Genomic DNA, 21,364 nt, shown 5'->3' on the forward strand with positions numbered 1-21,364 from the left:
AGAAGGTTCCCCTGCCTGCAAGCGACCGCTTAGTATGCGACGGAGCCCGGTCTACGAAAGCCCCGTGGAGGCCCCGCATGCAGGCATGGCAAGTGCACCAGAACGGCGAGCCGAGCGCGGTGATGCGCCTCGAAGACGTGGACCGGCCGGTGCCCGGCGAAGGACAACTGCTCCTGAAGGTCCGCGCCGCCAACATCAACTTCCCGGACGCCCTGCTCTGCCGCGGGCAGTACCAAATCACGCCCCCGCTGCCGTTCACGCCCGGCGTGGAGATCTGCGGCGAGACCGAGGACGGGCGGCGTGTGATCGCCAACCCCGCTCTTCCGTACGGCGGTTTCGCCGAGTACGCGCTCGCGGACGCGGCGGCCGTGCTGCCCGCGCCCGACGCCCTGGACGACGCCGAGGCCGCCGCGCTGCACATCGGCTACCAGACCGGCTGGTTCGGCCTGCACCGCCGCGCGCACCTCCAGGCGGGCGAGACCCTCCTGGTGCACGCGGCCGCGGGCGGTGTCGGCAGCGCCGCCGTCCAGCTCGGCAAGGCGGCGGGCGCCAAGGTCATCGGCGTGGTCGGCGGCGCGGCGAAGGCCGAGGTCGCGCGCGAGCTCGGCTGCGACCTGGTCATCGACCGGCGCACGGAGAACGTCATCGGCGCGGTCAAGGAAGCCACCGGCGGCCGTGGCGCCGACGTCATCTACGACCCCGTGGGCGGCGACGCGTACACGCAGTCCACGAAGTGCGTCGCCTTCGAGGGGCGGATCATCGTGGTCGGCTTCGCGAGCGGTGTCATCCCGACGCCCGCGCTCAACCACGCCCTGGTGAAGAACTACGCGGTCCTCGGACTGCACTGGGGGCTCTACAACACCAAGGACCCGCAGGCCGTCCTCCGCTGCCACGAGGAGCTCACCCAGCTCGCGGCCAAGGGCGCCATCAAGCCGCTCATCAGCGAGCGTGTACCGCTGAGCGACGCGGCCGCCGCCGTCCAGCGCGTCGCGGACGGCGTCACCACGGGGCGGGTGGCCGTGGTCCCCGAGGGAGGCGACGCATGACGGATGCCGCCGAACTGCGCAGCCGTACCCAGGAGTTGCTCGCCGCGCACCCACCGGCGACGACGGAACGCGCGGCCTTCCTGAAGGCCCGCTTCGATGCCGGTCTCGCGTGGGTGCACTACCCGGAGGGGCTCGGCGGGCTCGGGGCCCCGCGTTCCCTGCAGGCCGTCGTGGACGCCGAGTTGGAGGCGGCGGGCGCGCCCGACAACGAGCCGCGCCGCATCGGCATCGGCCTCGGCATGGCCGCGCCGACCATCCTGCGCTTCGGCACCGAGGAGCAGAAGCGCAGCTTCCTGCGGCCGCTGTGGGTCGGCGACGAGGTGTGGTGCCAGCTCTTCAGCGAGCCGGGCGCCGGGTCCGACCTTGCCGCCCTGGGCACGCGCGCGGTACGTGACGGCGACGCTTGGGTGGTCAACGGTCAGAAGGTGTGGACGTCCGGCGCGCACGCCGCCCGCTGGGCCATCCTCATCGCCCGCACCGACCCCGAGGTGCCCAAGCACCGGGGCATCACGTACTTCGTCTGCGACATGACCGACCCGGGCGTCGAGGTGCGGCCGTTGCGGCAGATCACCGGCGAGGCCGAGTTCAACGAGGTCTTCCTCACCGATGTACGCATCCCGGACGCGCACCGCCTGGGGGAGATCGGCGACGGCTGGAAGGTCGCGCAGACCACCCTCATGAACGAGCGTGTTTCCATCGGCGGTGCCCGCATCCCGCGTGAGGGAGGCATGATCGGCCTGGTCGCCGGGACGTGGCGGGATCGCCCCGAGCTGCGCACGCCCGATCTGCATCAGCGGCTGCTCGAGCTGTGGGTCGAGGCCGAGGTCGCCCGGCTCACCGGGGAGCGCCTGCGCCAGCAGCTCGTCGCGGGACAGCCGGGGCCCGAGGGCTCCGGCATGAAGCTCGGGTTCGCCCGCCTCAACCAGGAGATCAGCGGCCTGGAGGTGGAACTCCTCGGCGGGGAAGGCCTGTTGTACGAGGACTGGACGATGCGGCGGCCCGCGACCGTCGACTTCGTCGGCCGTGACGCGGGCTACCGCTATCTGCGCGCCAAGGGCAACAGCATCGAGGGCGGCACGAACGAAGTGCTGCTCAACATCGTCGCCGAGCGCGTGCTCGGACTGCCCTCCGAGCCGCGCACCGACAAGGACGTCGCCTGGAAGGACCTCGCCCGATGAGTACGCAGACCACCCAGATCCCGCAGCCCCCACCGCGCGACCTGCTGTACTCCGAAGAGGAAGAGGCGCTGCGCTCGGTCGTGCGCGGCCTCCTCGCCGACCACTGCGATGCCACCGCCGTGCTCGCCCGCACCGAGTCCACCGAGCCGCACGACCGCGAGCTGTGGAAGGCACTCACCGACGGCATGGGGCTCGCCGGCCTGCTCGTGCCCGAGGAACTCGGCGGCCAGGGCGCCACGCACCGCGAAGCCGCCGTCGTCCTGGAGGAGTTGGGTCGCGCGGTGGCGCCCGTGCCCTACCTGACCAGTGCCGTCATCGCGACCGAGACCCTGCTGGCCTGCGACAGTGACGCGGCCAGGGAACTGATCGGCGCGCTCGCCTCGGGACGCAAGGTCGGCGTGCTCGCCGTGCCGCTGGCCACCGCTCCGGACGGCGCGCTGCCCGGCGTACACGCGAAGGACGGCGCTCTGCACGGCGGCGCCACCGGTGTCGCCGACGCGGTCGCCGCCGATGTGTTCCTCGTGCCGACGGGCGCGGGGCTGTACGCGGTGGACGCGGAAGACGCCGGCGTGACCGTCGTGCCGCAGACCTCGCTCGACCAGACGCGGCCGCTGGCCACGGTCAGCTTCGAGGGGGCACGCGCGCGTGCGGTCGGTCCGGAATCCGGACCCGCCGTACGGCGTGGTCTGCGGGCGGGGGCGGGTCTCCTGGCGTCCGAGCAACTGGGCCTCGCCGAGTGGGGTTTGACGGAGACCGTGCGGTACACGAAGGAACGGCACCAGTTCAACCGGCCCGTCGGCTCCTTCCAGGCGCTCAAGCACCGCCTCGCCCAGCTCTGGCTGGAGGTCGTCAGCATCCGGGCCGCCGCCCGCAACGCCGCGGACACCCTCGCCGCCGGAAGCGAGGACGCCGATGTCGCGGTGGCGCTCGCGCAGGCCTACGCGTCACCCGCCACGGTGCACATCGCCGAGGAGGCGCTCCAGCTGCACGGCGGCATCGGCATGACGTGGGAGCACCCCGTCCATCTCTGCCTGAAGCGGGCCAAGGCCGACTCCATCGCCCTCGGCACGGTCGGACGGCACCGGGAAGCGCTGGCCGGCCTGGTGCACCTGCCCGCGCCCTGACCCCGGCGGCTTCGACAACCGTGATCCACTCGGTACGGCCCGCACGTTTTACCCACCCATTACATGAGGCATAATTGCGACCCGTTCGCAATAACGTTTGATCTTCAGTAGGGGTGTGGAGCATGAGGGCCCGATCGATACGGGGTACGGGCGCGGTAGCGGCGGCCGCCTCACTGGCGGTCGCCGCATCGGCGTGCTCGGCGCCGGGCGACGGCAAGAACGCGGGTGGCGCCAAGGACTCCGCGGTTGTCGGCATCGCATACGAACCGGACACCCTGAGCCCGCTCCTCGGCTATGGCAAGGACGGCAACTCCAAGATCTTCGACGGTCTGCTCACGCACGACGCCGACATGAAGCTCAAGCCCGCGCTCGCCGCCGAGCTGCCCAAGGTCGGCGACGACGGCAAGAGCTACACGTTCAAGCTGCGCAAGGGCGTCAAGTTCAGCGACGGCAAGCCCTTCACGTCCAAGGACGTCGTCTTCACGTACGAGACGATCCTCGACAAGAAGACCAACAACGCCGCCAAGACCGAGCTCGACGCCGTCAAGAACGTCGAGGCCAAGGGCGACGACACCGTCGTCTTCCACCTCAAGTACCCCTACGCGCCGTTCGCCGAGCGCACCGTCCTGCCGATCGCACCCGAGCACATAGCGGGCAAGCAGGACGTGAACACCGGGGAGTTCACCACCAAGCCGGTCGGCACGGGCCCGTACAAGCTCGTGAAGTGGTCCAAGGGCGAGAAGCTCACCTTCAAGGCGAACCCCGGCTACTGGGGCGGCGCGCCGAAGGTCAAGAACTTCACCATGGCGATCATCAAGGACGACGACATCCGCGCCACCCGGCTCGACGCCGGTGAGCTCGACGGCGCGATCCTGCCGCCCAACCTGGCGAAGAAGTACGAGAGCGACGGCAACAAGAAGTCGTACGCCGCCACGACCTTCGACTACCGCGTGGTGACCCTGCCCACCGGCAACAAGGTCACGGGAGACACCGGCATCCGGCGCGCCCTGGACACCGGCGTCGACCGCAAGGCCATGGTCGACTCGATCCTGGACGGCGCGGGCAAGGAGGCCTACGGGCCGGTCCCGACCGACAGCCCCTGGTTCACCAAGGGCACCGAGCGCGAGCACGACCTCGCCGCGGCCAAGAAGATCCTCGACAAGGCGGGCTGGAAGCCGGGCAAGGACGGCATCCGCGAGAAGGACGGCGTCCAGGCGAAGTTCCCGCTCTGGTACCTCTCCGGCGACAAGCTCCGCCAGGACCACGCCCTTGCCTACGCCTCCGACGCCAAGAAGATCGGCATCAAGGTCGAGGTGCAGGCAGGCACGTGGGAGGTCATCGAGCCGCGCATGCCCAAGGACGCGGTCCTCGCGGGCGGCGGCTCCCCGGCCGACCCGGACTTCGACCAGTACACCCTCCTGAAGTCCTCGCTCGCCGGTGACGGCTTCAACAACATGGCGCACTACGACAACCCCAAGGTCGACAAGGCGCTCGACGAGGCCCGCGAGAGCGGCGACCACGCCAAGCGGCAGGCCGCGTACGACACCATCCAGCGCGAGCTGGTGAAGAACCCCGGCTACACCTTCCTCACCCACATCGACCACCTCTACGTGGTCGACAAGCGCTTCGGCGACCTGACCACCCAGATCGAGCCGCACGACCACGGCCTCGCGTCCGGACCGTGGTGGAACGTCGAGGACTGGCAGCCGAAGCAGTGATGTCCGCGCTCCGGAAGCTCCCCTGGGGGCCGATGGCGCGCATGACGGGACGGCGGGCCCTGTTCGCCGTCCCGGTCCTGCTCGCCGTGACCTTCGGCGTTTTCGCCATCGCCGCCGCGTCTCCCTTCGACCCCGTCAAGGCGTACGCGGGCACGGCCGGGCTCACCTCGTCGCAGGAGAACCTCGACCAGCTGCGCGCCAACCTCGGCGTCGACCAGCCGCTCGCACAGCGCTGGTGGGACTGGCTGACGTCGGCCGTGACCGGCGACCTCGGAGACTCCAGCACCCTGCGCCAGCCCGTCTCCGACGTCATCGGTGAACGCATCGGCTGGTCCGTGCTGCTCGCCGCCACCGCGTTCCTGCTCGCGATCCTCGTCGGCACCGCGCTCGGCGTCCTGGCCGCGCGCCGCCCTGGCGGCTGGCTCGACCGCGCCGTGACCTCGCTCGCGTACACCCTCGAAGCCGCCCCGCCGTTCTGGATCGGGCTGCTCGCCGTCTGGCTGTTCGCCCTGAAGCTCGGGGTGCTGCCGTCCGGCGGGCTCACGGACACCGCGAGCTCGGCCGTCACCGCCGGACAGGTCGCGAGCCACCTGGTGCTGCCCGCCGCCGTCCTGGCGATCTCGCAGCTCCCGTGGTTCGTCCTCTACGTACGCCAAGGAGTCGGCGACGCGCTCGGCGACGACCCCGTGCGTGGCGCACGCGCGCGTGGCCTCGCCGAACGGACCGTCCTCCTCGGGCACGCACTGCGCTCGGGCATGCTGCCGGTGCTCACACTCATCGGCTCCCGCGTGCCCGAACTCATCACCGGGGCGCTCATGGTGGAGACCGTCTTCAGTTGGCCCGGCATCGCGGCGGCCACCGTGTCGGCGGCGACCGCCGTGGACTTCCCGCTGCTCGCCGCGCTCACCGTCCTCGCCACGGCCGCGGTGCTCCTGGGCAACCTCCTGGCCGACCTGCTGTACGGCCTCGCCGACCCGAGGGTGGGATTCGATGGCTGAGACGACGACCTGGCGCGCCTCCCTGGGGAGCGCCTCGAAGACTCGCTCCACGCGCGCGTGGCGGGTGCGTTCCTCGGCGGTGATCGTCGCGGCGGTCGTCCTCGCCGTCCTTCTCGTGCCGCCCCTGGTGAACCTCGACGAACAGGCCGTGGACCTCGCGGCCAAGCTGCAACCACCGTCCTGGGATCACCCCTTCGGCACCGACGACGTGGGACGCGACCTGCTCCTGCGCTGCGTGTACGGGCTGCGGGTCTCACTCCTCGTGGGTGTGGTGGCGGCCGTCGTCGCGACCGTCATCGGCACGGCCGTGGGCGCGCTCGCCGCCGCGTCGGGCGGCTGGGTGGACCGGGTCGTGATGCGGCTCGTGGACGTCTTCTCGTCCGTGCCGCACCTGCTGCTCGGCATCTTCATCGTGGCGATGTTCCGGCCGGGTGTGTGGCCGGTGGTCGTCTCGGTGGCGCTCACGCACTGGCTGTCCACGGCCCGCATCGTGCGCGCCGAGGTGCTTTCACTGCGGTCACGTCCGTACATTGACGCCGCCATCTCCGGAGGCGCTTCGCGGATGCGCGTGACCGTTCGCCATCTGCTGCCCGGAGTGCTCCCGCAGGCCGGACTCGCCGCCGTCCTGATGGTGCCGCACGCCATCTGGCACGAGTCCGCGCTGTCCTTCCTCGGGCTCGGTCTGCCCACCCACCAGGCGAGCCTCGGCACCCTCGTGCAGAGCGCGCGCGGCTCGCTCCTCGCCGGGGACTGGTGGCCCACCCTCTTCCCCGGCCTGTTCATCATCGTGCCCACCCTGGCGATCGCCGGCCTCGCGGGCGCCTGGCGGGAACGGATCAACCCCCGGCGCCGATCGGAGCTGATGCTGTGACCGAGCCTCTCTCGCCCCCGACCACCTCGCCCCCGGTGCTCTCCGTGCGTGGTCTCTCCGTACGGTTCCGCATGCGCGGCGACACCTTCGTCTCCGCCGTCACCGACGCCCACTTCGACCTGGCGGCGGGGGAGTGCCTCGCCCTCGTCGGCGAGAGCGGCTGCGGCAAATCCGTGCTCGCCTCCGCGCTGCTCGGGCTGCTTCCGCAGAACGCGGAGACGGCCGGGTCCGCACTCATCGGCGACGTCGACCTGCTGACCGCCGACGAGCGCACCCTGGCCCGCACGGTCCGCGGACGGCGCGTCGGCCTCGTGCCGCAGAGCCCGGCCGCACACCTGACGCCGGTGCGCACGGTCCGCGCCCAGCTGGAGGAGACCCTGCGGGAGCTGGCGGACGTGCGCCGCCCTCAGCTGCGCAAGGCCGCCGAAGCCGCCGCCGAGCGCGCCGCGTTCCCCGCCGGACACCTGGACCGCTACCCGCATGAACTCTCCGGAGGTCTCGCCCAGCGGGCGGCCACCGCGCTCGCCCTCATCGGTGACGCGCCGCTGCTGCTCGCCGACGAGCCGACGACGGGACTCGACCGCGACCTCGTCGACCGCACGGTGGACGAGCTGCGCAAGCACGTCGGCGACGACCGCGCGCTGCTCCTGATCACCCACGACCTGGCCGCCGCCGAGCGCATCGCGGACCGCGTCGCCGTGATGTACGCGAGCCGCATCGTCGAACTCGCCGACGCCGAGGACTTCTTCGGATCCCCAGGGCCCCGGCACCCCTACGCCCGCGGCCTCCTGAACGCCCTCCCCGAGCGGGAGTTCCTGCCGATCCCGGGCATGCCGCCCGAACTCTCCGCGCTGCCGCGGGGATGCGCGTTCGCCGCGCGCTGCGCCGGCGCGGACGAGACCTGCGAAACCGTGCCGCAGTCCGTGGCCGGGGTCGCCTGCCACCACCCCCATACGGCGGCCGTGCTGGAGGCACCCCGTGCTTGAGCTCCGTTCCATCACCGCCGGATACGACCGCCGCGCCCCCGTCATGCGCGGCGTGGACCTGACGCTCGCGCCCGGCGCCTCCGTCGGCCTGCTCGGCCCCAGCGGCTGCGGCAAGTCGACCCTGGCCCGGGTCGCCGCGCTGCTGCACAGGCCCGACGAGGGCCGCGTCGTCATCGACGGTGAGCACGCCCGCGGCTGGCGGCACCGCGCTCCCCGCGCCCAGCGCACCGCCTTCGGCGTCGTCTTCCAACAGCCCCGCCTGTCCGCCGACCCGCGCCTCACCCTCACGGACCTGATCGCCGAGCCGCTGCGCGCGACCGGGCGCGGAAGTGAAGCCACCGCGCGCGGGCGGGAGTTGGCTTCCACCGTGGGGCTCGGCGAGGATCTCCTGGGCCGCAGGCCGCACGAGGTCAGCGACGGCCAGTTGCAGCGCGCCTGCCTGGCCCGCGCCCTGGTGCTCCGCCCGCGCTGGCTGATCTGTGACGAGATGACGGCGATGCTCGACGCCTCGACGACGGCGGCACTCGTGCACGCCGTGGAGGAGTACCGGCGGGAGAACGGCGCAGGGCTGCTCGCGGTCGGCCACGACCGGGTGCTCCTGGAGCGCTGGTGCGAGCGGACCGTCCACTGGAGCGAGCTGAGCGCTCCGCTGGAGGTGCGGTGACGCGACCGCGGGCCGGTGGGGGCTGGTCGCGCCCACGCGGCGGAGCCGCATGCGTCACAGCCCCGCGCCCCTGACGGGCCCGAAGGCACGCGGCGGTGCAGCGGGAGGAGACGCCGTGGCGGGGCGTGAGGTGGCCATGCGCCCCCCGCGTTTCCCGGAATGAACGAAGGGCGTCGATAGCGCCAACTCCGCGCACGGGGAGGTTTCTTGACGCGGGCATGGCTTCATACTCACTGAGGCCGTCCCTCGTCCCCTCGCCCTTTCCGGGAGTCTTCGTGGCACTCATCACCCGTCGTAGAGCCCTCACCATCGGCGCAGCGCTCGCCGGTACCGCCGCCGTCCCCGCGTACGCCCAGGCGAGCGAGCGCGGCCACGGACCCCGCCCCCTCATCCGTGCCCACGCGCACAACGACTACGAGCACCCCCGGCCCCTTCTCGACGCGCTCGACCACCGCTTCGGCAGCGTCGAGGCCGACATCTACCTCGTCGACGGGCAGCTCCTGGTCGCGCACGACCCCATCGACCTCGACCCCACCCGCACCCTCGAATCGCTCTACCTGGACCCCCTGGCCGCCCGCGTACGCGCCAACCACGGCTCCGTGTACCGCGGTTACCACCGCACCCCCTTCCAGCTCCTGATCGACATCAAGACCGAGGGCGCGGCGACGTACCTGGAACTCGACCGGCATCTGCGGCGCTACCGGCACCTGTTCACCACGTACTCCCACGGCAAGGTGCGCCGCGGGCCCGTGACCGCCGTGATCTCCGGCGACCGGGCCGCCCGCGCGCCCATGGAGGCCCAGCGCGTGCGCCGCGCCTTCTACGACGGCCGCCTCGCCGACCTGGGCAGCGCCGCGCCCGCCTCGCTCATCCCGCTGATCAGCGACAACTGGACGCTCAACTTCAGCTGGCAGGGCGTGGGCGCGATACCCGCCGCCGAACGCGACAAGCTGCGCGGCATCGTCTCGACCGCGCACAAGCGTGGGCAGCGCGTCCGTTTCTGGGCGACGCCCGACCTGGCGGGTCCGGCGCGCGACGCGGTGTGGGGCGAGCTCCTCGCCGCCGGCGTCGACCACTTGAACACGGACGACCTGGCGGGGCTCGAGGCCTTCCTCGACGCCCGCCGCCAGTAGGCTCCGGCCCGGCCGAAGCAACGTCCCGGCACATAACACCCGTTCGGAGGACATGCCGGTCGCCCGGACGGTCCCTCCGCTGCGCCACACTCGGCCCAAAGCCGCGATGTTGACGTGGCGGAGGAGGTTGTCCCCATGGCCGTCTCGGTCTCTGTGGTGCTGCTGCTCGTGATCCTGGCAGTGGTCTTTCTGCGCAACGGCGCGCTGAAGTTCTCGCACGCGGTGGTCTGTGCGCTGCTCGGCTTCTATCTGGCGAGTTCGAGCATGGCGCCGACCATCCACAACGGGGTCACGGCCGCAGCGGACATCGTCAGCGGCCTGCAGCCATGATCGGGCGCCCATGATCGTTGCGTGTTCATGAACAACTGTCACGTTTCCATGGACACTTCAAGGCGCTGCCCCTAGCTTCGGCCCATGCCGCGTCGCAGAACCCTCAGCAGCGCCCTCGCCCTGACCGCCCTCACGGTCTCGGCCGCATTCTTCGCGCCACCCGCCCAGGCGGACGACATACCGAAGGCGCCGGGGCACCGGCTCGTCGAGCAGTACACCGGAACACCCGCCGACGCCCGCCCGCTGCCCGGCGAACAGCCGCCCCAGCACCCGTATCTGGCCGCCAACGGCCGCAGCGGGATGCACGCGGACGCGGCGGGCAGCGGAACGTATCCCTGGAAGGGTCCCCTGGGAAAGAACCCCCAGGTCAGCAGCGAGAAGATGGCGGCGCTCGGCGGTGAGTGCGCCACCGTCACCTTCGACAAGGCCGGCCGCATCGTCACCGTCTGCGGCACCTTCACCGGCTTCCTGGTCAAGCTGCTCGACCCGGCGACGATGAAGACGCTCGCCGAGTACAAGCTCCCGCAGCGCCCCTCCACCGTCGAGGCCATCACACGCCTGGACTTCTCCAAGATCTTCAAGGACACCTCGGGCGGTGCCTACTCCTACCTCGACAACGAGGACCGGCTCGTCCTCGCCGACTCGCGACAGCACATCGTCCGGCTCGCGCACGAGCAGACGGCGGACGGCAGTTGGCGTTTCGTCGTCGACAAGGACTGGGATCTGACGGCGCACGTCCCGCACGACTGCGTGACCTGGTCAAACCTCTACCCGAGCGGCGAATGCGACCCGGTCACCTCGGTGATGCCCGACTGGGACGGCCGCATCTGGTGGGTGACCCGGCAGGGCCGCGTCGGCACCGTCGACCCCGAGACCGGTGACATCCGCTCCGTCCGCCTCGACGGCGAGGAGATCCAGAACTCCTTCTCCGTCGCAAAGGACGGCGTGTCGATCGTCTCCGACCACGCGCTCTACAGCTTCCGCGCCGCCGCGGACGGCACCCCGAAGGCCGTCTGGCGCCAGACGTACGACCGGGGGACGGGCACCAAGCCCGGCTCGGTGAACCAGGGTTCGGGCACCACCCCCGACCTCTTCGGTCAGGGCGACGACGACTACGTGGCGATCACCGACAACGCCGACGACCGCATGAACGTCCTCGTCTACCGCCGGGGCGACGACATCGCCGACGACAAGCGGCTCGTCTGCAAGGTTCCCGTCTTCCGCTCCGGCGCCTCCACCACCGACAACTCGCTGATCAGCTGGGGCAACAGCCTCGTCGTCGAGAACAACTACGGCTACGAGAACATCACCTCGCTCACCTTCGGGCGCAGCGTCGTCGGCGGCGTCAGCAGGATCGACGTACGCGAGGACGGCAGCGGCTGCGACACGGTGTGGGAGAGCGACGTCCGCGCCCCGTCGAACGTGCCCAAACTGTCCACCGCCAACGGGCTGCTGTACTTCTACACGAAGGAGCCGAGCAGCCTCGGCGTCGATGCCTGGTACCTGACGGCCGTCGACTTCCGCACCGGCGAGACCAAGTGGAAGCGCCTCGCCGGCACGGGCATCGCGTACGACAACAACTGGGCCCCGGTGACCCTGGGCCCGGACGGCACCGCGTACGTGGGCGTGTTCAACGGCCTGGTGGCGGTACGGGACACCGAGTGAGGGCGCCCCGACGCCGGTCAGCCCCCGGAGAACACGCCGATACCGTTCGGTACCGGGCGTTCCACGCCGCCGCTGGGGTTGTTGCGTACGGTCACTTCATCCGCGCCCGGGAGCTTCGCGACCAGGGTGGCGGAGGACACCAGGGTGGAGGAACCGCCGCCGTCCAGGCTGAAGCCGTCCTGCGCGCCCAAGCCCCGCAAGGTGTCGGCTACTTCGGCGATGGTCAGTCCCGTACGGAACTCGGGGGAGCCGTCCAGGGACAGGAGCAGGAGGCGCCGGCCGTCGTCGGAGATCCCGGCGGCCGTCCGCACGGCCGAGGTGGCGGTGTCCAGGCCGGGCAGCGGGGCGCCGCCGCGCAGGACGGGGAAGCCGCCGAGCGCGAAGCGGAACGCGCTGCGTGACTCGGCCGCCACCAGCCGGTGTTTGATGCCGACCCGTTCGCCGACGGAGAGCTTGCGCAGTTCCTGGGCGCCCGCCTCGCGCCCCACGAGGACCGTGCTGCCATGGGCCACCGGACCGCTGCCGGGTGTCGCCGCGGACGCCACGACCCGGCCGCCGCGCACCGTCACCTCATGGGTGTCCGTGCTGCACGGAGCGCCGCGGTTGGTGTCGGTGCCGCAGGTGGAGCGCACCCGCGAGGTGCTGCCCCAGTCGCTGGTGAACGCGCCGACGGAACCCACGGGGAGGGCGTACTGATTGAGCCCGCCCAGCGGCAGCCGGGTCTGCTGGGTGCGTACTTCACCGTCCAGGCGGAGGCTGTCCAGGCGGGCCCGCCGGTCGTAGCCCACGCCGAGCACGGCCTCGGTGGTCACACCGGGAGGCATCGCGGGCCCGAAGCGCTGCCCGTTCGGCACCGCCGCCTTGAGGGCCCGGCCGCGTGCGATCGCGGGGCCCACGGGCGCGCCGGTGGCCTCGACGCCCGGATGCTGGGTCTCGGAGATGTTGAAGAAGTCGCCGTTGATCCCGCCGACCGCCCCCGCCCCGTCCGCGAGCGCGGAGACGACGGAGCGGGCGCCCACCGCGCCCGGATAGAGCAGGCCGACGCTGGTGCTCTTGTTGCTCAAGTCGACGTCCAGGACGTGCGCGCGCGCCTTGCCGTGCGAGGCCGCGATGTCGAACTGCCGGTACTCCACGCCCGGCGCGATCCGCGAGGCGGACGTCTTCCCGTCCGCCTCCACGCCGCCGGCCGGTGCCGCTCCCAGCAGAGCCGCACCGGCCAGCGTGCCGAGTGCCGTCATGGCCGAGAGCGCCGCTCTCGCCGTTCTGAACCGTCCAGAGATGAGCTTCTGCCGAGCTGCCACCCATGCCCCCTGAAGTCTCCTGCCGACCAATCGCACCAGTCTGAGGGTCGGTCAGAAAGTGCACCAGAGGGCAGCGCCGGACGGGTGCAGGGCCGGTGGCTAGGTGCCGACCAAACGGGAACGGATGAGGAAACGTACGCCTTCGGGGGCTTCGAGGGAGAAGCCGCTGCCACGGCCGGGCACGACGTCCACGATCAGCCGAGTGTGGCTCCACACGTCGTACTGACTCCTCGACATCCAGAAGGCGACCGGTTCGGCCACGCCCTCGACGGCCAGCGAGGCCAGGCGCACGTCGGAGCCGCCGGTACGGAACTCGCCCTCCGGATAGCACATGGGCGCACTGCCGTCGCAGCATCCGCCGGACTGATGGAACATCAGCGGGCCGTGCAGGTCCCGCAGCCGTCGCACCAGATCGGCGGCGGCAGGGGTCAGCTCCACGCGTGGAGTATCGGTCATGGGCTGCCGCTCCTTGGTCGCCGTCACCGTCGCTGTCACCGTTGCCAGGCCGCCTTCGTGGCGGTGCCCTAGTCAACTCCGGGCGACGTTGCGAGAACGTTGCGGTCGCGGTCGCGCATGCGGATACGGATGGCGGGCGTGTCCGCCGTCAGGCGAGAACGGCCCGGACCGCCTTGCCGCGCCTGCCGCTGCCGACGACCTCAAGGTGCGCGGCGAGGTGACGCACCATCGCGAGGCCGCGCCCGCTGTCCCGTTCGGTGCTCGGCTTGAGCACGCGTGGGCCCTCGGGGCTCGAGTCGTGCACCTCGACCGTCACATGGTCGTCGGACACCTCGAGGCGCAGGCGGCATGGGCTGCGGCCGTGCTGGGTGGCGTTGGCGACGAGTTCGGACACGATCAGTGTGGCGTCGTCCACCCGTTCGGCGTCCACACCCGTCAGCTGCCGTCGGGGCCTGGTGAGGAACGCGGAGGTCAGCCTCCGCGCACGGCCGGCCGATGCGGCTTCCTGCGGCAGTGCGTACTCAACGCGGGCGACGTGCCGATGGGCGCGCTGGTGCGCACGCATGGCAACTCACTTCCCTCCCCTGGGACAACCGGCGTACTCGCGCGACTTCCGCTCGCCGGGGCCACGCCCTGTCATGCGCGGCCGGTGCTGTCCCACGGTCATGCCCGCCCCTGCTGATCGCCAACCAAGTGCCTGGGTGTGAGCCCGTCAGCGGGCTGTCACCAGGCTGTCACGGGTGGCGAACGAACATGTTCGCTCCGAACGTGCTCGTAACGAACATGTTCGTTATGCTGGTCGTATGACAGCTCATCCCGACCCCCCGCGCAGCCGCCGCGAGCGCCCCGCGAAGCCCGCCCTCACCCGGGCGGGGATCGTGGCCACGGCGGTGGAGATCATGCGCGTCGAGGGCCTGGGCAAGGTGACCATGCGCCGCCTCGCCCAGGAGCTCGACACCGGGCCCGCTTCCCTGTACGTCTACGTCCGCAACACCGCCGAGCTGCACGCGGCGATCCTGGACGAACTCCTCGCGGCGGTCGAGGCACCGCAGGCCGGGGGCGACTGGCGGGAGCGCCTTGAGGGTGTTCTCACCTCCTACACCGCGGTGCTCTTCCGGCATCGCGGCCTGGCGAAGGCCGCGATCGTCGCCCGGCCCCGAGGCGAGCACTACCTGCGCCTCGTCGAGACCCTGCTTGCCCTGCTCGACGAGGGCGGGGTACCGCCCGGCCAGGCCGCGTGGGGCGTCGACCTGCTGTTGCAGTACGCCACCGCGACCGCCGCCGAGCACTCCCCGGCCGATCAGGCCACCGGCGCCCAGGAGGAGTGGGACGCGCTCGCCGGAGCCCTGCAGGACGCGTCGGACCGGACGCACCCGCACGTCGCCCGACTCGCCGGCGAGCTCGTGTCCGGCCGGCCGGAGGACCGGATCTCCTGGGGCTTTCGGACGCTGATCAACGGCATCCTCGCCACGCCCGTCCCGGTCGACGGCGCCCGGGGCTGAGCCCTCCCGCAGCCGGGACCCGACCACGACCACCACCCGCACCACGCAGGAGGAGCACCACCATGACCACCCACCACCCCATAGCCATCATCGGCGCGGGCCTCGGAGGTCTCACGCTTGCCCGCGTCCTGCACGTCAACGGCATCGAGGCCGCCCTGTTCGACTTGGAGGCCTCACCCGCCGCGCGCGGCCAGGGCGGCATGCTCGACATCCATGAGGAGTCGGGGCAGGCCGCCCTCCGCGCCGCCGGTCTGTACGACGAGTTCCGGGCGCTCATCCACCCGGGCGGCGAGGCCATGCGCGTTCTCGACAAGGACGCCGTGGTCCGCATGGAGGAGACGGACGACGGCGACGGCGGCCGCCCCGAGGTCGATCGCGGCCACCTGCGTGACCTGCTGCTCGGTTCGCTGCCCGACGGCGCCGTGCACTGGGGCGCGAAGATCACCGGGGCGCTTCCGCTCGGTGGCGGCCGCCACGAGGTGACCCTGGCCGACGGCTCCGCCTTCACCACCGACCTGCTGATCGGGGCGGACGGCGCCTGGTCCCGGATCCGCCCGCTGGTCTCGGCCGCCGCGCCCGCCTACACCGGCATCTCCTTCGTCGAGGTGGACCTCGTCGACGCCGACGTACGCCACCCGGACAGCGCCGCGGTCGTGGGTGACGGCATGCTCTTCGCGCTCGGCGAGGACAAGGGGTTCCTCGCCCACCGCGAGTCCGACGGCAGCCTGCACATCTACACCGCGCTCAAGGCCCCCGAGGACTGGATCTCGTCCATCGACTTCACGGCCGACGACACGAGGCTCGCCAAGGCCTCCGTGCTGGAGCACTTCGCCGACTGGGACAAGAGCCTGCAGGCGCTGGTCGCCGACGCCGACGGGGCGCTTGTCCCGCGCCGGATCCACGCCCTGCCGATCGGCCACCGCTGGGACCGCGTCCCGGGCGTCACGCTGCTCGGCGACGCGGCGCACCTCATGTCCCCCTTCGCGGGGGAGGGCGCCAACCTCGCCATGCTCGACGGAGCCGAACTCGCGGCGGCCGTCGCGGCGCGTCCCGGAGACGTCGAATCGGCACTGGCCTCCTATGAAGAGGCGCTGTTCCCGCGCAGCGAGAAGACCGCCGCCGAGTCCGCCGACAGTCTCGTACGCTGCTTCCGCAAGGACGCCCCGCAGGGCCTGCTCGACCTGTTCTCCGGCAACTAGGGCCCGTCTGTCAGCGGACGCGTGCCACGGCCGCGTAGATGCCGCTGTCCTCGGCCTGCGGCCGTGCGTCGCCCTTGAACCACTCCGTGGCCGTCACCAGGCCGGGCTCGACGAGGTCGAGACCGTCGAAGAACCGGGCCACCTCGGCCCGGTTGCGGAAGCCGAGCTTGATGCCGCCCTTCGCGTACTCGGCGGTGACCTGCTCCGCCAGTTCCGGGAAGATGTCGGACGAGGCGTGCGACAGCACCAGGTGGCTGCCGGAGGGCAGGGCGTCCACCAGCGTGCGCACGATGCCGTACGGGTCCTGGTCGTCGGGCAGGAAGTGCATGAGCGCGATGAGGGAGAGGGCGATCGGGCGGTCGAAGTCGAGGAGGCCGCGGGCGTGCCCGAGGATCTCCAGCGGCTCACGGACGTCCGCCTGGATGTAGTCGGTCATCCCCTCGGGGGTGCTGACCAGCAGGGCCTCCGCGTGGCGCAGCACGATGGGGTCGTTGTCGGTGTAGACGACCCGCGCCGACGGCACCGTCTCCTGGACGATCTGGTGCAGGTTCGGCGCGGTGGGGATACCGGTGCCGATGTCGAGGAACTGGTCCACGCCCTCGGCGGCGAGCCAGGCGGCCGCACGATTCATGAACGCGCGGTTCTGCCGCGCGGCGTCCTTCGCCTCGGGCGGCAGCTTCTCGCCCACGGCCTCGTCGACGGGGTAGTTGTCCTTGCCGCCGAGCAACCAGTCGTAGACACGCGCGGGATGCGGCTTGCTGGTGTCGATCGTCGGCTTGGGCGCACCTGCGGTCATGACGTACTCCGTTGCTGCGAGACGCTTCGATCGCCGCAGTCTGCCACAGCAACATCACCTTGAGCATGGGGTGTTGGGGTCGGGTGCGTGAGGCGACGGGTCGGTCACACGCTGTGCGTCGCGGCGGCCTGCCGCCTCACCTCCGGTAGAGATCCGTCGCGAGGGCCACCGCGGCGTGCGTCATGGGGTGCGGGTCGTGGCGGCGCCAGATGAGATGGACGGCGATGGGCTCGGTGTCGCGCAGGGGGCGGAACACGATGCCGTCGCGGCGGTACTGGTTGGCAGTGCTCTCCGGAGTGAGGCCGACGCAGCGGCCCGAGGCGATGATCGCCAGCCAGTCGTCGATGTCCTGGGTGTACTCCACCGGGGGGCGGGCCTCTTCGGGCCACAACTCGGCGGTGGTCGTGCCGGTGCGCCGGTCGATGAGGAGCGTACGGTCCCGTATGTCGGCCAAGGGGACGGAGCGCCGCTTGGCCCACGGGTCGTCGCTCGCCAGTGCGCAGAAGCGCCGCTCGTGACCGACGACGGCGCTGGCGAAACGGTGCTCGTCGAATGTGGTGCGGACGACGGAGAGGTCGCAGAGGCCCTCGGCGAGGCCGCCTGTCGCGGAGTTCGTCCGGATCAGGTACAGCTCGACGTCGGGGTGTCCGGCGGCCCAGCGGCGCTGGAACTCCGCCGTGTGGCGGCCCATCGCCGACCAGGCGTGGCCGATGCGCAGCCGGGTGTGCCCGGTGGTCGCCTCCCGGATGAGGTCGTCGGCCTCGGCGAGCAGATGCCGGGCGCGGGCGAGCACCTGGACTCCCGCGGTCGTCGGAGTGATGCTGCGGCTGGTGCGGTGCAGCAGGCGCACCCCGAGCGCCTCTTCGAGGCCGCCGAGGGTGCGCGAGACGGCCGCTTGGGAGACACCCAGCTCGGCGGCGGCATCGGTGAAGCCGCCGGTGTCCACGATGGCGACCAGGCAGCGCAGATGCCGCAGTTCCAGATCCATGGCCTCAGTGTATGGAGCGCCACGAGGATGCATAACCAAAGCGTATGGATGGGTGCTCGCATGCATTTTTCGTATGCGTGAGAGTGGCGCATCCTGCGGTGCATGCGAACGTCTCAGAGCCAGGCCGCGCCCGCCATGCCCGCTGTCGTCGACGGCGGCCTCATCGAGGGCGGCCTCGCCGTGGGTGGCCCGGAGCATGTGAGTGCTCCCGCGAACGGCTCACGGGGCCGCCTCTCGGGCATGGCGATGATGTTCGGCAGTGGCTTGTCCAACCAAGTCGGCGCCGCGACAGGCGCGTTGGCGTTCGACGTCATCGGCCCCGCCGGTGTCGTGGCCGTACGGCAGTGGGTCGCGGGAGTCGTCCTGCTGGCGGTGGGCAGGCCCAGGGTGCGCGCCTTCACCTGGCGCCAGTGGTGGCCGCTGCTGTGCCTGGCGGCGGTCTTCGCCACCATGAACCTCTCTCTTTACACTGCCATCGACCGCGTCGGCCTCGGTCTCGCGGTGACGCTGGAGTTCCTGGGCCCACTGACGGTCGCGCTCGCCGCGTCCCGCCGCGCCGTGGACCTCGGGTGCGCGGTCGTGGCGGGGGCTGCGGTGGTCGCGCTGGCCCGCCCGCAGCCCAGCACGGATTACGCCGGCATCGGTCTCGGGCTGCTCGCCGCGGCCTGCTGGGCCTCGTACATCCTGCTCAACCGCACGGTCGGAGCCCGCATCCCCGGTGTCGAGGGTTCGGCCACGGCGGCGGGGGTCTCCGGGCTCCTCTATCTGCCGGTCGGCATCGTGGTGCTCGCGCACCACTCGCCGACGGCCGCGGCCCTGGCCTGCGCGGGCGCCGCCGGGATCCTCTCCTCCGCGGTCCCGTTCCTGGCCGACCTGCTGGCCCTGCGCCGGGTCGACGCCCGCTTCTTCGGGATCTTCATGAGCGTCAACCCGGTCCTCGCGGCCCTGGTGGGCATGGTCGTCCTGGGGCAGTCCCTGGGGTGGGTGGAGTGGCTGGCGATCGCGGCGATCGTCACGGCGAACGGCGTCAGTGTCTTGAGGCGGAGCTGAGGTGACCGGGGTCGGCCGCGCGCCGACTGCGGGCCTGGATGTAGCTCAGCTTAACGATGCTTAAAAACTTGTTGCTTGTCCTTTCAGGTCGGCGGCGGCATCGTTTCGTTCAGCAGCAACGCCCAGGCCAGGACAGGGAGATCAACAGTGAACGGCGTTCCCGGAAGAACGTGGGCAGCGGCAAGGGTGGGCGTGCTCGCCCTCCTGTGGGGATCGACCTTCCTTTGGATCGAACTGGCACTGGAAGGCCTGTCTCCCGTGCAGGTCACTCTCCTGCGCTGCGCGCTCGGGGCGGCGACCCTGACGGTCCTGCTCTTCAGCACGCGCAACCGCCTTCCACGGGGGCTCGCCACGTGGAAGCACATCTTCATCGCCGCCTTCTTCTGCAACGCCCTGCCCTTCGGGCTCTTCAGCGTGGGGCAGCAGACGGTCGACTCCGGGGTGGCCGGGGCGCTGAACGCGACGACGCCGCTGTGGTCCGTCCTGATCGGCCTCGGCATCGGCACGGAACGCGGGCTGCGCCCCGTCCGCCTCGCCGGGCTCCTCCTCGGGTTCACGGGTACGTCACTGATCTTCGCCCCGTGGCAGCAGTCGGGGCTGACGAGTTGGGGCGCCCTCGCGATCGTGGGAGCGGCGGCCAGTTACGCGGTGGGCTTCACGTACATGGGGCACCACCTCGTCGGCAAGGGCGTGCCCACCCTGTCTCTCTCCGCCGCCCAACTCATGGCGGCGACCGGCCTGACGGCGCTGGCTCTGCCGGTGGGCGGCCTGGAGACGATCGACATCGCTCCCACGACCCTGATCGCCATCACGATCCTGGGGATCTTCGCCACCGGCATCACCTTCCACCTCACCTACCGGATCATCGCGGACGAGGGCGTGACCAACGCCGCGACGGTCGGGTACCTGCTGCCGGTGGTCTCCGTGGCACTGGGCGCCATCGTGCTGGACGAGGCCTTCAGCTTCCGGGTGGCCGCGGGGATGGCGGTCGTACTCATCGGAGTGGGCATGACGCGCCACCAGAAGCGGACCCCGGCCACTCCGCCCACGAAGATCCCGGAACCCCTCGGATCATCCGGCTGACGCGCGGGATCGGTGGGTACATACCCCGCATGACTGATGCCGTGGACTCCGACGAACTGCTGCGCCGCATCCAGCGAGCCCGAGCCTGGGCTCAGCAGGAGGAACAGCACTGGAAGACACAGTCCGCCAAGGCGAACGCGGACGACCCGAACGAAGCGCTGACGGCAAGAATCTCCGCCACCGCGTACGAAGCTGTCCGAAAAGCCCTGGACGAGGTCATCGAGCCGGGGAGCAACGACGGCGACTCGAGCATCGACTGATATGCGCCAGCACGCTGGATGCTGTCGACCGCGAGAGTAAGGGCAGCGACGAACAGGCTCAGCGTGGCGACGCAAAGACCGCTGAGGGCGATCTTGTCCGTGGTCGAAGAGCGTCGCCACCATGAGCCATGCGGTACTTCGCCGGTGACGTTGAGGACGGCGCGGTTCACCCACTCCGCGACCCGGAAGTAGAGGAACTGCGAAACCACCATCACGAGCAAGGCCAATGCCGCTGCGAGATTCTCGCGGCCGCTGCCCCAGCCCTGCCATCTTCGCAATGACCCTGGATCGACGATCGCTGTGATCATGAACAGGGGTTGTCCGAAGCATCCGCGTCGATCACCGCGTGGGAATCGCGCAGCAGGTCGACCGCCCGCCTGCGTCAGTGCGCTGTCCGAATCCCGCCAGCACGCGTACGTGCGGCACCGCACTGTTGAGGGTGCAAGGGAAGCAGCTGACATTCGGACGCAAGGGAAGAAGAGGGAGATCGTGATGACCGTCCACACGACCGTCACCGGCCCGCTCGGGGAACTGCTGCTTGTGGGCGAGCCGACACCGGACGGTGTCTCGCTCACGTCGTTGTCCATGTCCGGGCAGAAGAACGCGCCGGCGGTGCGTAGCGGCTGGGTTCGTGATCCTGATCGCTTCTCGGAGGTCGCGCGACAGCTCTGCGCCTACTTCGACGGCGAACTCACCGCGTTCGACGTCCAGTTCACCCCGAGTGGCACTGACTTCCAGCGGCGCGTCTGGAGTGCCCTGGAAGAGATTCCGTACGGGACCACGACCAGCTACGGCGAGCTCGCCGGGCGGATCGGTGTGGAGCGGGGGCGGGTCCAGGCCCTGGGTGCCGCGATCGGGGCGAATCCGCTGCTCCTCGTGCGCCCCTGCCACCGCGTGATCGGCGCGGACGGCTCCATGCGGGGATACGCGGGCGGCGTGGAGCGCAAGGTGCAGCTCCTCACCCATGAGGGCGCCCTGCAACCCGCCCTCCTCTGACCTGTATGACCCGCACGATC

Annotated in this window: 22 protein-coding genes; 17 read left to right on the top strand and 5 right to left on the bottom strand. The window is 71.0% G+C overall.

Features of this window, described 5'->3' with window-relative positions; all coding sequences use genetic code 11:
* Positions 1 to 77 precede the first annotated feature (77 nt).
* The 11 genes from ACWD02_RS16860 to ACWD02_RS16910 all read left to right on the top strand — a co-directional run bounded on the left by ACWD02_RS16860 (position 78) and on the right by ACWD02_RS16910 (position 11,713).
* Positions 78 to 1,046 carry an NADPH:quinone oxidoreductase family protein gene (locus ACWD02_RS16860; protein WP_451210564.1) on the top strand — a complete coding sequence of 323 codons (969 nt, stop codon included), beginning with the start codon at positions 78 to 80 and terminating at the stop codon, positions 1,044 to 1,046.
* On the top strand, positions 1,043 to 2,224 hold the full coding sequence (locus ACWD02_RS16865) for an acyl-CoA dehydrogenase family protein (protein ID WP_451210567.1): 1,182 nt from the start codon (positions 1,043 to 1,045) through the stop codon (positions 2,222 to 2,224). The genes ACWD02_RS16860 and ACWD02_RS16865 overlap by 4 nt, the downstream gene beginning before the upstream one ends.
* Positions 2,221 to 3,348: an acyl-CoA dehydrogenase family protein gene (locus tag ACWD02_RS16870; protein ID WP_451210569.1), complete on the top strand. Its 1,128-nt coding sequence runs from the start codon at positions 2,221 to 2,223 to the stop codon at positions 3,346 to 3,348. The genes ACWD02_RS16865 and ACWD02_RS16870 overlap by 4 nt, the downstream gene beginning before the upstream one ends.
* 122 nt (positions 3,349 to 3,470) lie before the next feature.
* Positions 3,471 to 5,066, top strand: coding sequence for an ABC transporter substrate-binding protein (locus ACWD02_RS16875; RefSeq protein ID WP_451210572.1), 1,596 nt, complete (start codon positions 3,471 to 3,473; stop codon positions 5,064 to 5,066).
* A 32-nt stretch (positions 5,067 to 5,098) separates the two neighbouring features.
* Positions 5,099 to 6,064, top strand: a complete 966-nt coding sequence (locus tag ACWD02_RS16880) for an ABC transporter permease (protein ID WP_451210817.1) — start codon at positions 5,099 to 5,101, stop codon at positions 6,062 to 6,064.
* Positions 6,057 to 6,935, top strand: coding sequence for an ABC transporter permease (locus tag ACWD02_RS16885; protein WP_451210574.1), 879 nt, complete (start codon positions 6,057 to 6,059; stop codon positions 6,933 to 6,935). Before ACWD02_RS16880 ends, ACWD02_RS16885 begins: the two co-directional genes overlap by 8 nt.
* A 71-nt stretch (positions 6,936 to 7,006) precedes the next feature.
* Positions 7,007 to 7,921: an ABC transporter ATP-binding protein gene (locus tag ACWD02_RS16890; RefSeq protein WP_451210820.1), complete on the top strand. Its 915-nt coding sequence runs from the start codon at positions 7,007 to 7,009 to the stop codon at positions 7,919 to 7,921.
* Positions 7,914 to 8,585: an ABC transporter ATP-binding protein gene (locus tag ACWD02_RS16895; RefSeq protein WP_451210577.1), complete on the top strand. Its 672-nt coding sequence runs from the start codon at positions 7,914 to 7,916 to the stop codon at positions 8,583 to 8,585. Before ACWD02_RS16890 ends, ACWD02_RS16895 begins: the two co-directional genes overlap by 8 nt.
* 275 nt (positions 8,586 to 8,860) lie before the next feature.
* The gene (locus ACWD02_RS16900) at positions 8,861 to 9,718 is read left to right on the top strand and encodes a phosphatidylinositol-specific phospholipase C/glycerophosphodiester phosphodiesterase family protein (protein ID WP_451210579.1); all 858 of its coding nucleotides are present in this window, start codon (positions 8,861 to 8,863) and stop codon (positions 9,716 to 9,718) included.
* 135 nt (positions 9,719 to 9,853) lie between these two features.
* Complete coding sequence (locus ACWD02_RS16905) at positions 9,854 to 10,048, top strand: hypothetical protein (protein WP_363206092.1); 195 nt, start codon at positions 9,854 to 9,856, stop codon at positions 10,046 to 10,048.
* 84 nt (positions 10,049 to 10,132) lie between these two features.
* Positions 10,133 to 11,713, top strand: coding sequence for a hypothetical protein (locus ACWD02_RS16910; RefSeq protein ID WP_451210583.1), 1,581 nt, complete (start codon positions 10,133 to 10,135; stop codon positions 11,711 to 11,713).
* Positions 11,714 to 11,730: 17 nt separating this feature from the next.
* Here ACWD02_RS16910 and ACWD02_RS16915 read toward each other — a convergent pair whose 3' ends face one another.
* The 3 genes from ACWD02_RS16915 to ACWD02_RS16925 all read right to left on the bottom strand — a co-directional run bounded on the left by ACWD02_RS16915 (position 11,731) and on the right by ACWD02_RS16925 (position 14,035).
* Entirely contained in the window at positions 11,731 to 12,951 is a 1,221-nt protein-coding gene (locus ACWD02_RS16915; protein ID WP_451210585.1) for a phosphodiester glycosidase family protein, read from the bottom strand.
* A gap of 162 nt (positions 12,952 to 13,113) precedes the next feature.
* Positions 13,114 to 13,470, bottom strand: coding sequence for a DUF779 domain-containing protein (locus ACWD02_RS16920; RefSeq protein WP_363206087.1), 357 nt, complete (start codon positions 13,468 to 13,470; stop codon positions 13,114 to 13,116).
* Positions 13,471 to 13,618: 148 nt separating this feature from the next.
* On the bottom strand, positions 13,619 to 14,035 hold the full coding sequence (locus tag ACWD02_RS16925; RefSeq protein ID WP_451210588.1) for an ATP-binding protein: 417 nt from the start codon (positions 14,033 to 14,035) through the stop codon (positions 13,619 to 13,621).
* A gap of 238 nt (positions 14,036 to 14,273) precedes the next feature.
* On the opposite strand from ACWD02_RS16925, the gene ACWD02_RS16930 reads away from it, so the two are divergent.
* Positions 14,274 to 14,972 (top strand): TetR/AcrR family transcriptional regulator C-terminal domain-containing protein, encoded by a 699-nt coding sequence (locus ACWD02_RS16930; protein ID WP_451210591.1) that lies wholly within the window; start codon positions 14,274 to 14,276, stop codon positions 14,970 to 14,972.
* A gap of 62 nt (positions 14,973 to 15,034) precedes the next feature.
* A complete protein-coding gene (locus ACWD02_RS16935) occupies positions 15,035 to 16,171 on the top strand; it encodes an FAD-dependent oxidoreductase (RefSeq protein WP_451210594.1) in 1,137 nt (378 codons plus the stop codon).
* A gap of 10 nt (positions 16,172 to 16,181) precedes the next feature.
* Here ACWD02_RS16935 and ACWD02_RS16940 read toward each other — a convergent pair whose 3' ends face one another.
* Both ACWD02_RS16940 and ACWD02_RS16945 read right to left on the bottom strand, forming a co-directional pair.
* Positions 16,182 to 16,967 carry an SAM-dependent methyltransferase gene (locus ACWD02_RS16940; protein WP_451210597.1) on the bottom strand — a complete coding sequence of 262 codons (786 nt, stop codon included), beginning with the start codon at positions 16,965 to 16,967 and terminating at the stop codon, positions 16,182 to 16,184.
* Between the two features lie 136 nt (positions 16,968 to 17,103).
* Positions 17,104 to 17,955, bottom strand: a complete 852-nt coding sequence (locus tag ACWD02_RS16945) for a LysR family transcriptional regulator (RefSeq protein ID WP_451210600.1) — start codon at positions 17,953 to 17,955, stop codon at positions 17,104 to 17,106.
* Between the two features lie 240 nt (positions 17,956 to 18,195).
* Here ACWD02_RS16945 and ACWD02_RS16950 point away from each other — a divergent pair, with 240 nt between their 5' ends.
* From ACWD02_RS16950 to ACWD02_RS16965, 4 genes are all read left to right on the top strand, one after another.
* Complete coding sequence (locus ACWD02_RS16950; RefSeq protein WP_451210823.1) at positions 18,196 to 19,005, top strand: EamA family transporter; 810 nt, start codon at positions 18,196 to 18,198, stop codon at positions 19,003 to 19,005.
* 186 nt (positions 19,006 to 19,191) lie between these two features.
* Entirely contained in the window at positions 19,192 to 20,088 is an 897-nt protein-coding gene (locus tag ACWD02_RS16955; RefSeq protein WP_451210826.1) for a DMT family transporter, read from the top strand.
* Positions 20,089 to 20,117: 29 nt separating this feature from the next.
* The gene (locus tag ACWD02_RS16960) at positions 20,118 to 20,348 is read left to right on the top strand and encodes a hypothetical protein (protein ID WP_451210603.1); all 231 of its coding nucleotides are present in this window, start codon (positions 20,118 to 20,120) and stop codon (positions 20,346 to 20,348) included.
* 492 nt (positions 20,349 to 20,840) lie between these two features.
* A complete protein-coding gene (locus ACWD02_RS16965) occupies positions 20,841 to 21,344 on the top strand; it encodes a methylated-DNA--[protein]-cysteine S-methyltransferase (protein WP_451210605.1) in 504 nt (167 codons plus the stop codon).
* Positions 21,345 to 21,364 lie beyond the last annotated feature (20 nt).

This window comes from Streptomyces sp. NPDC002853, from assembly GCF_053591915.1.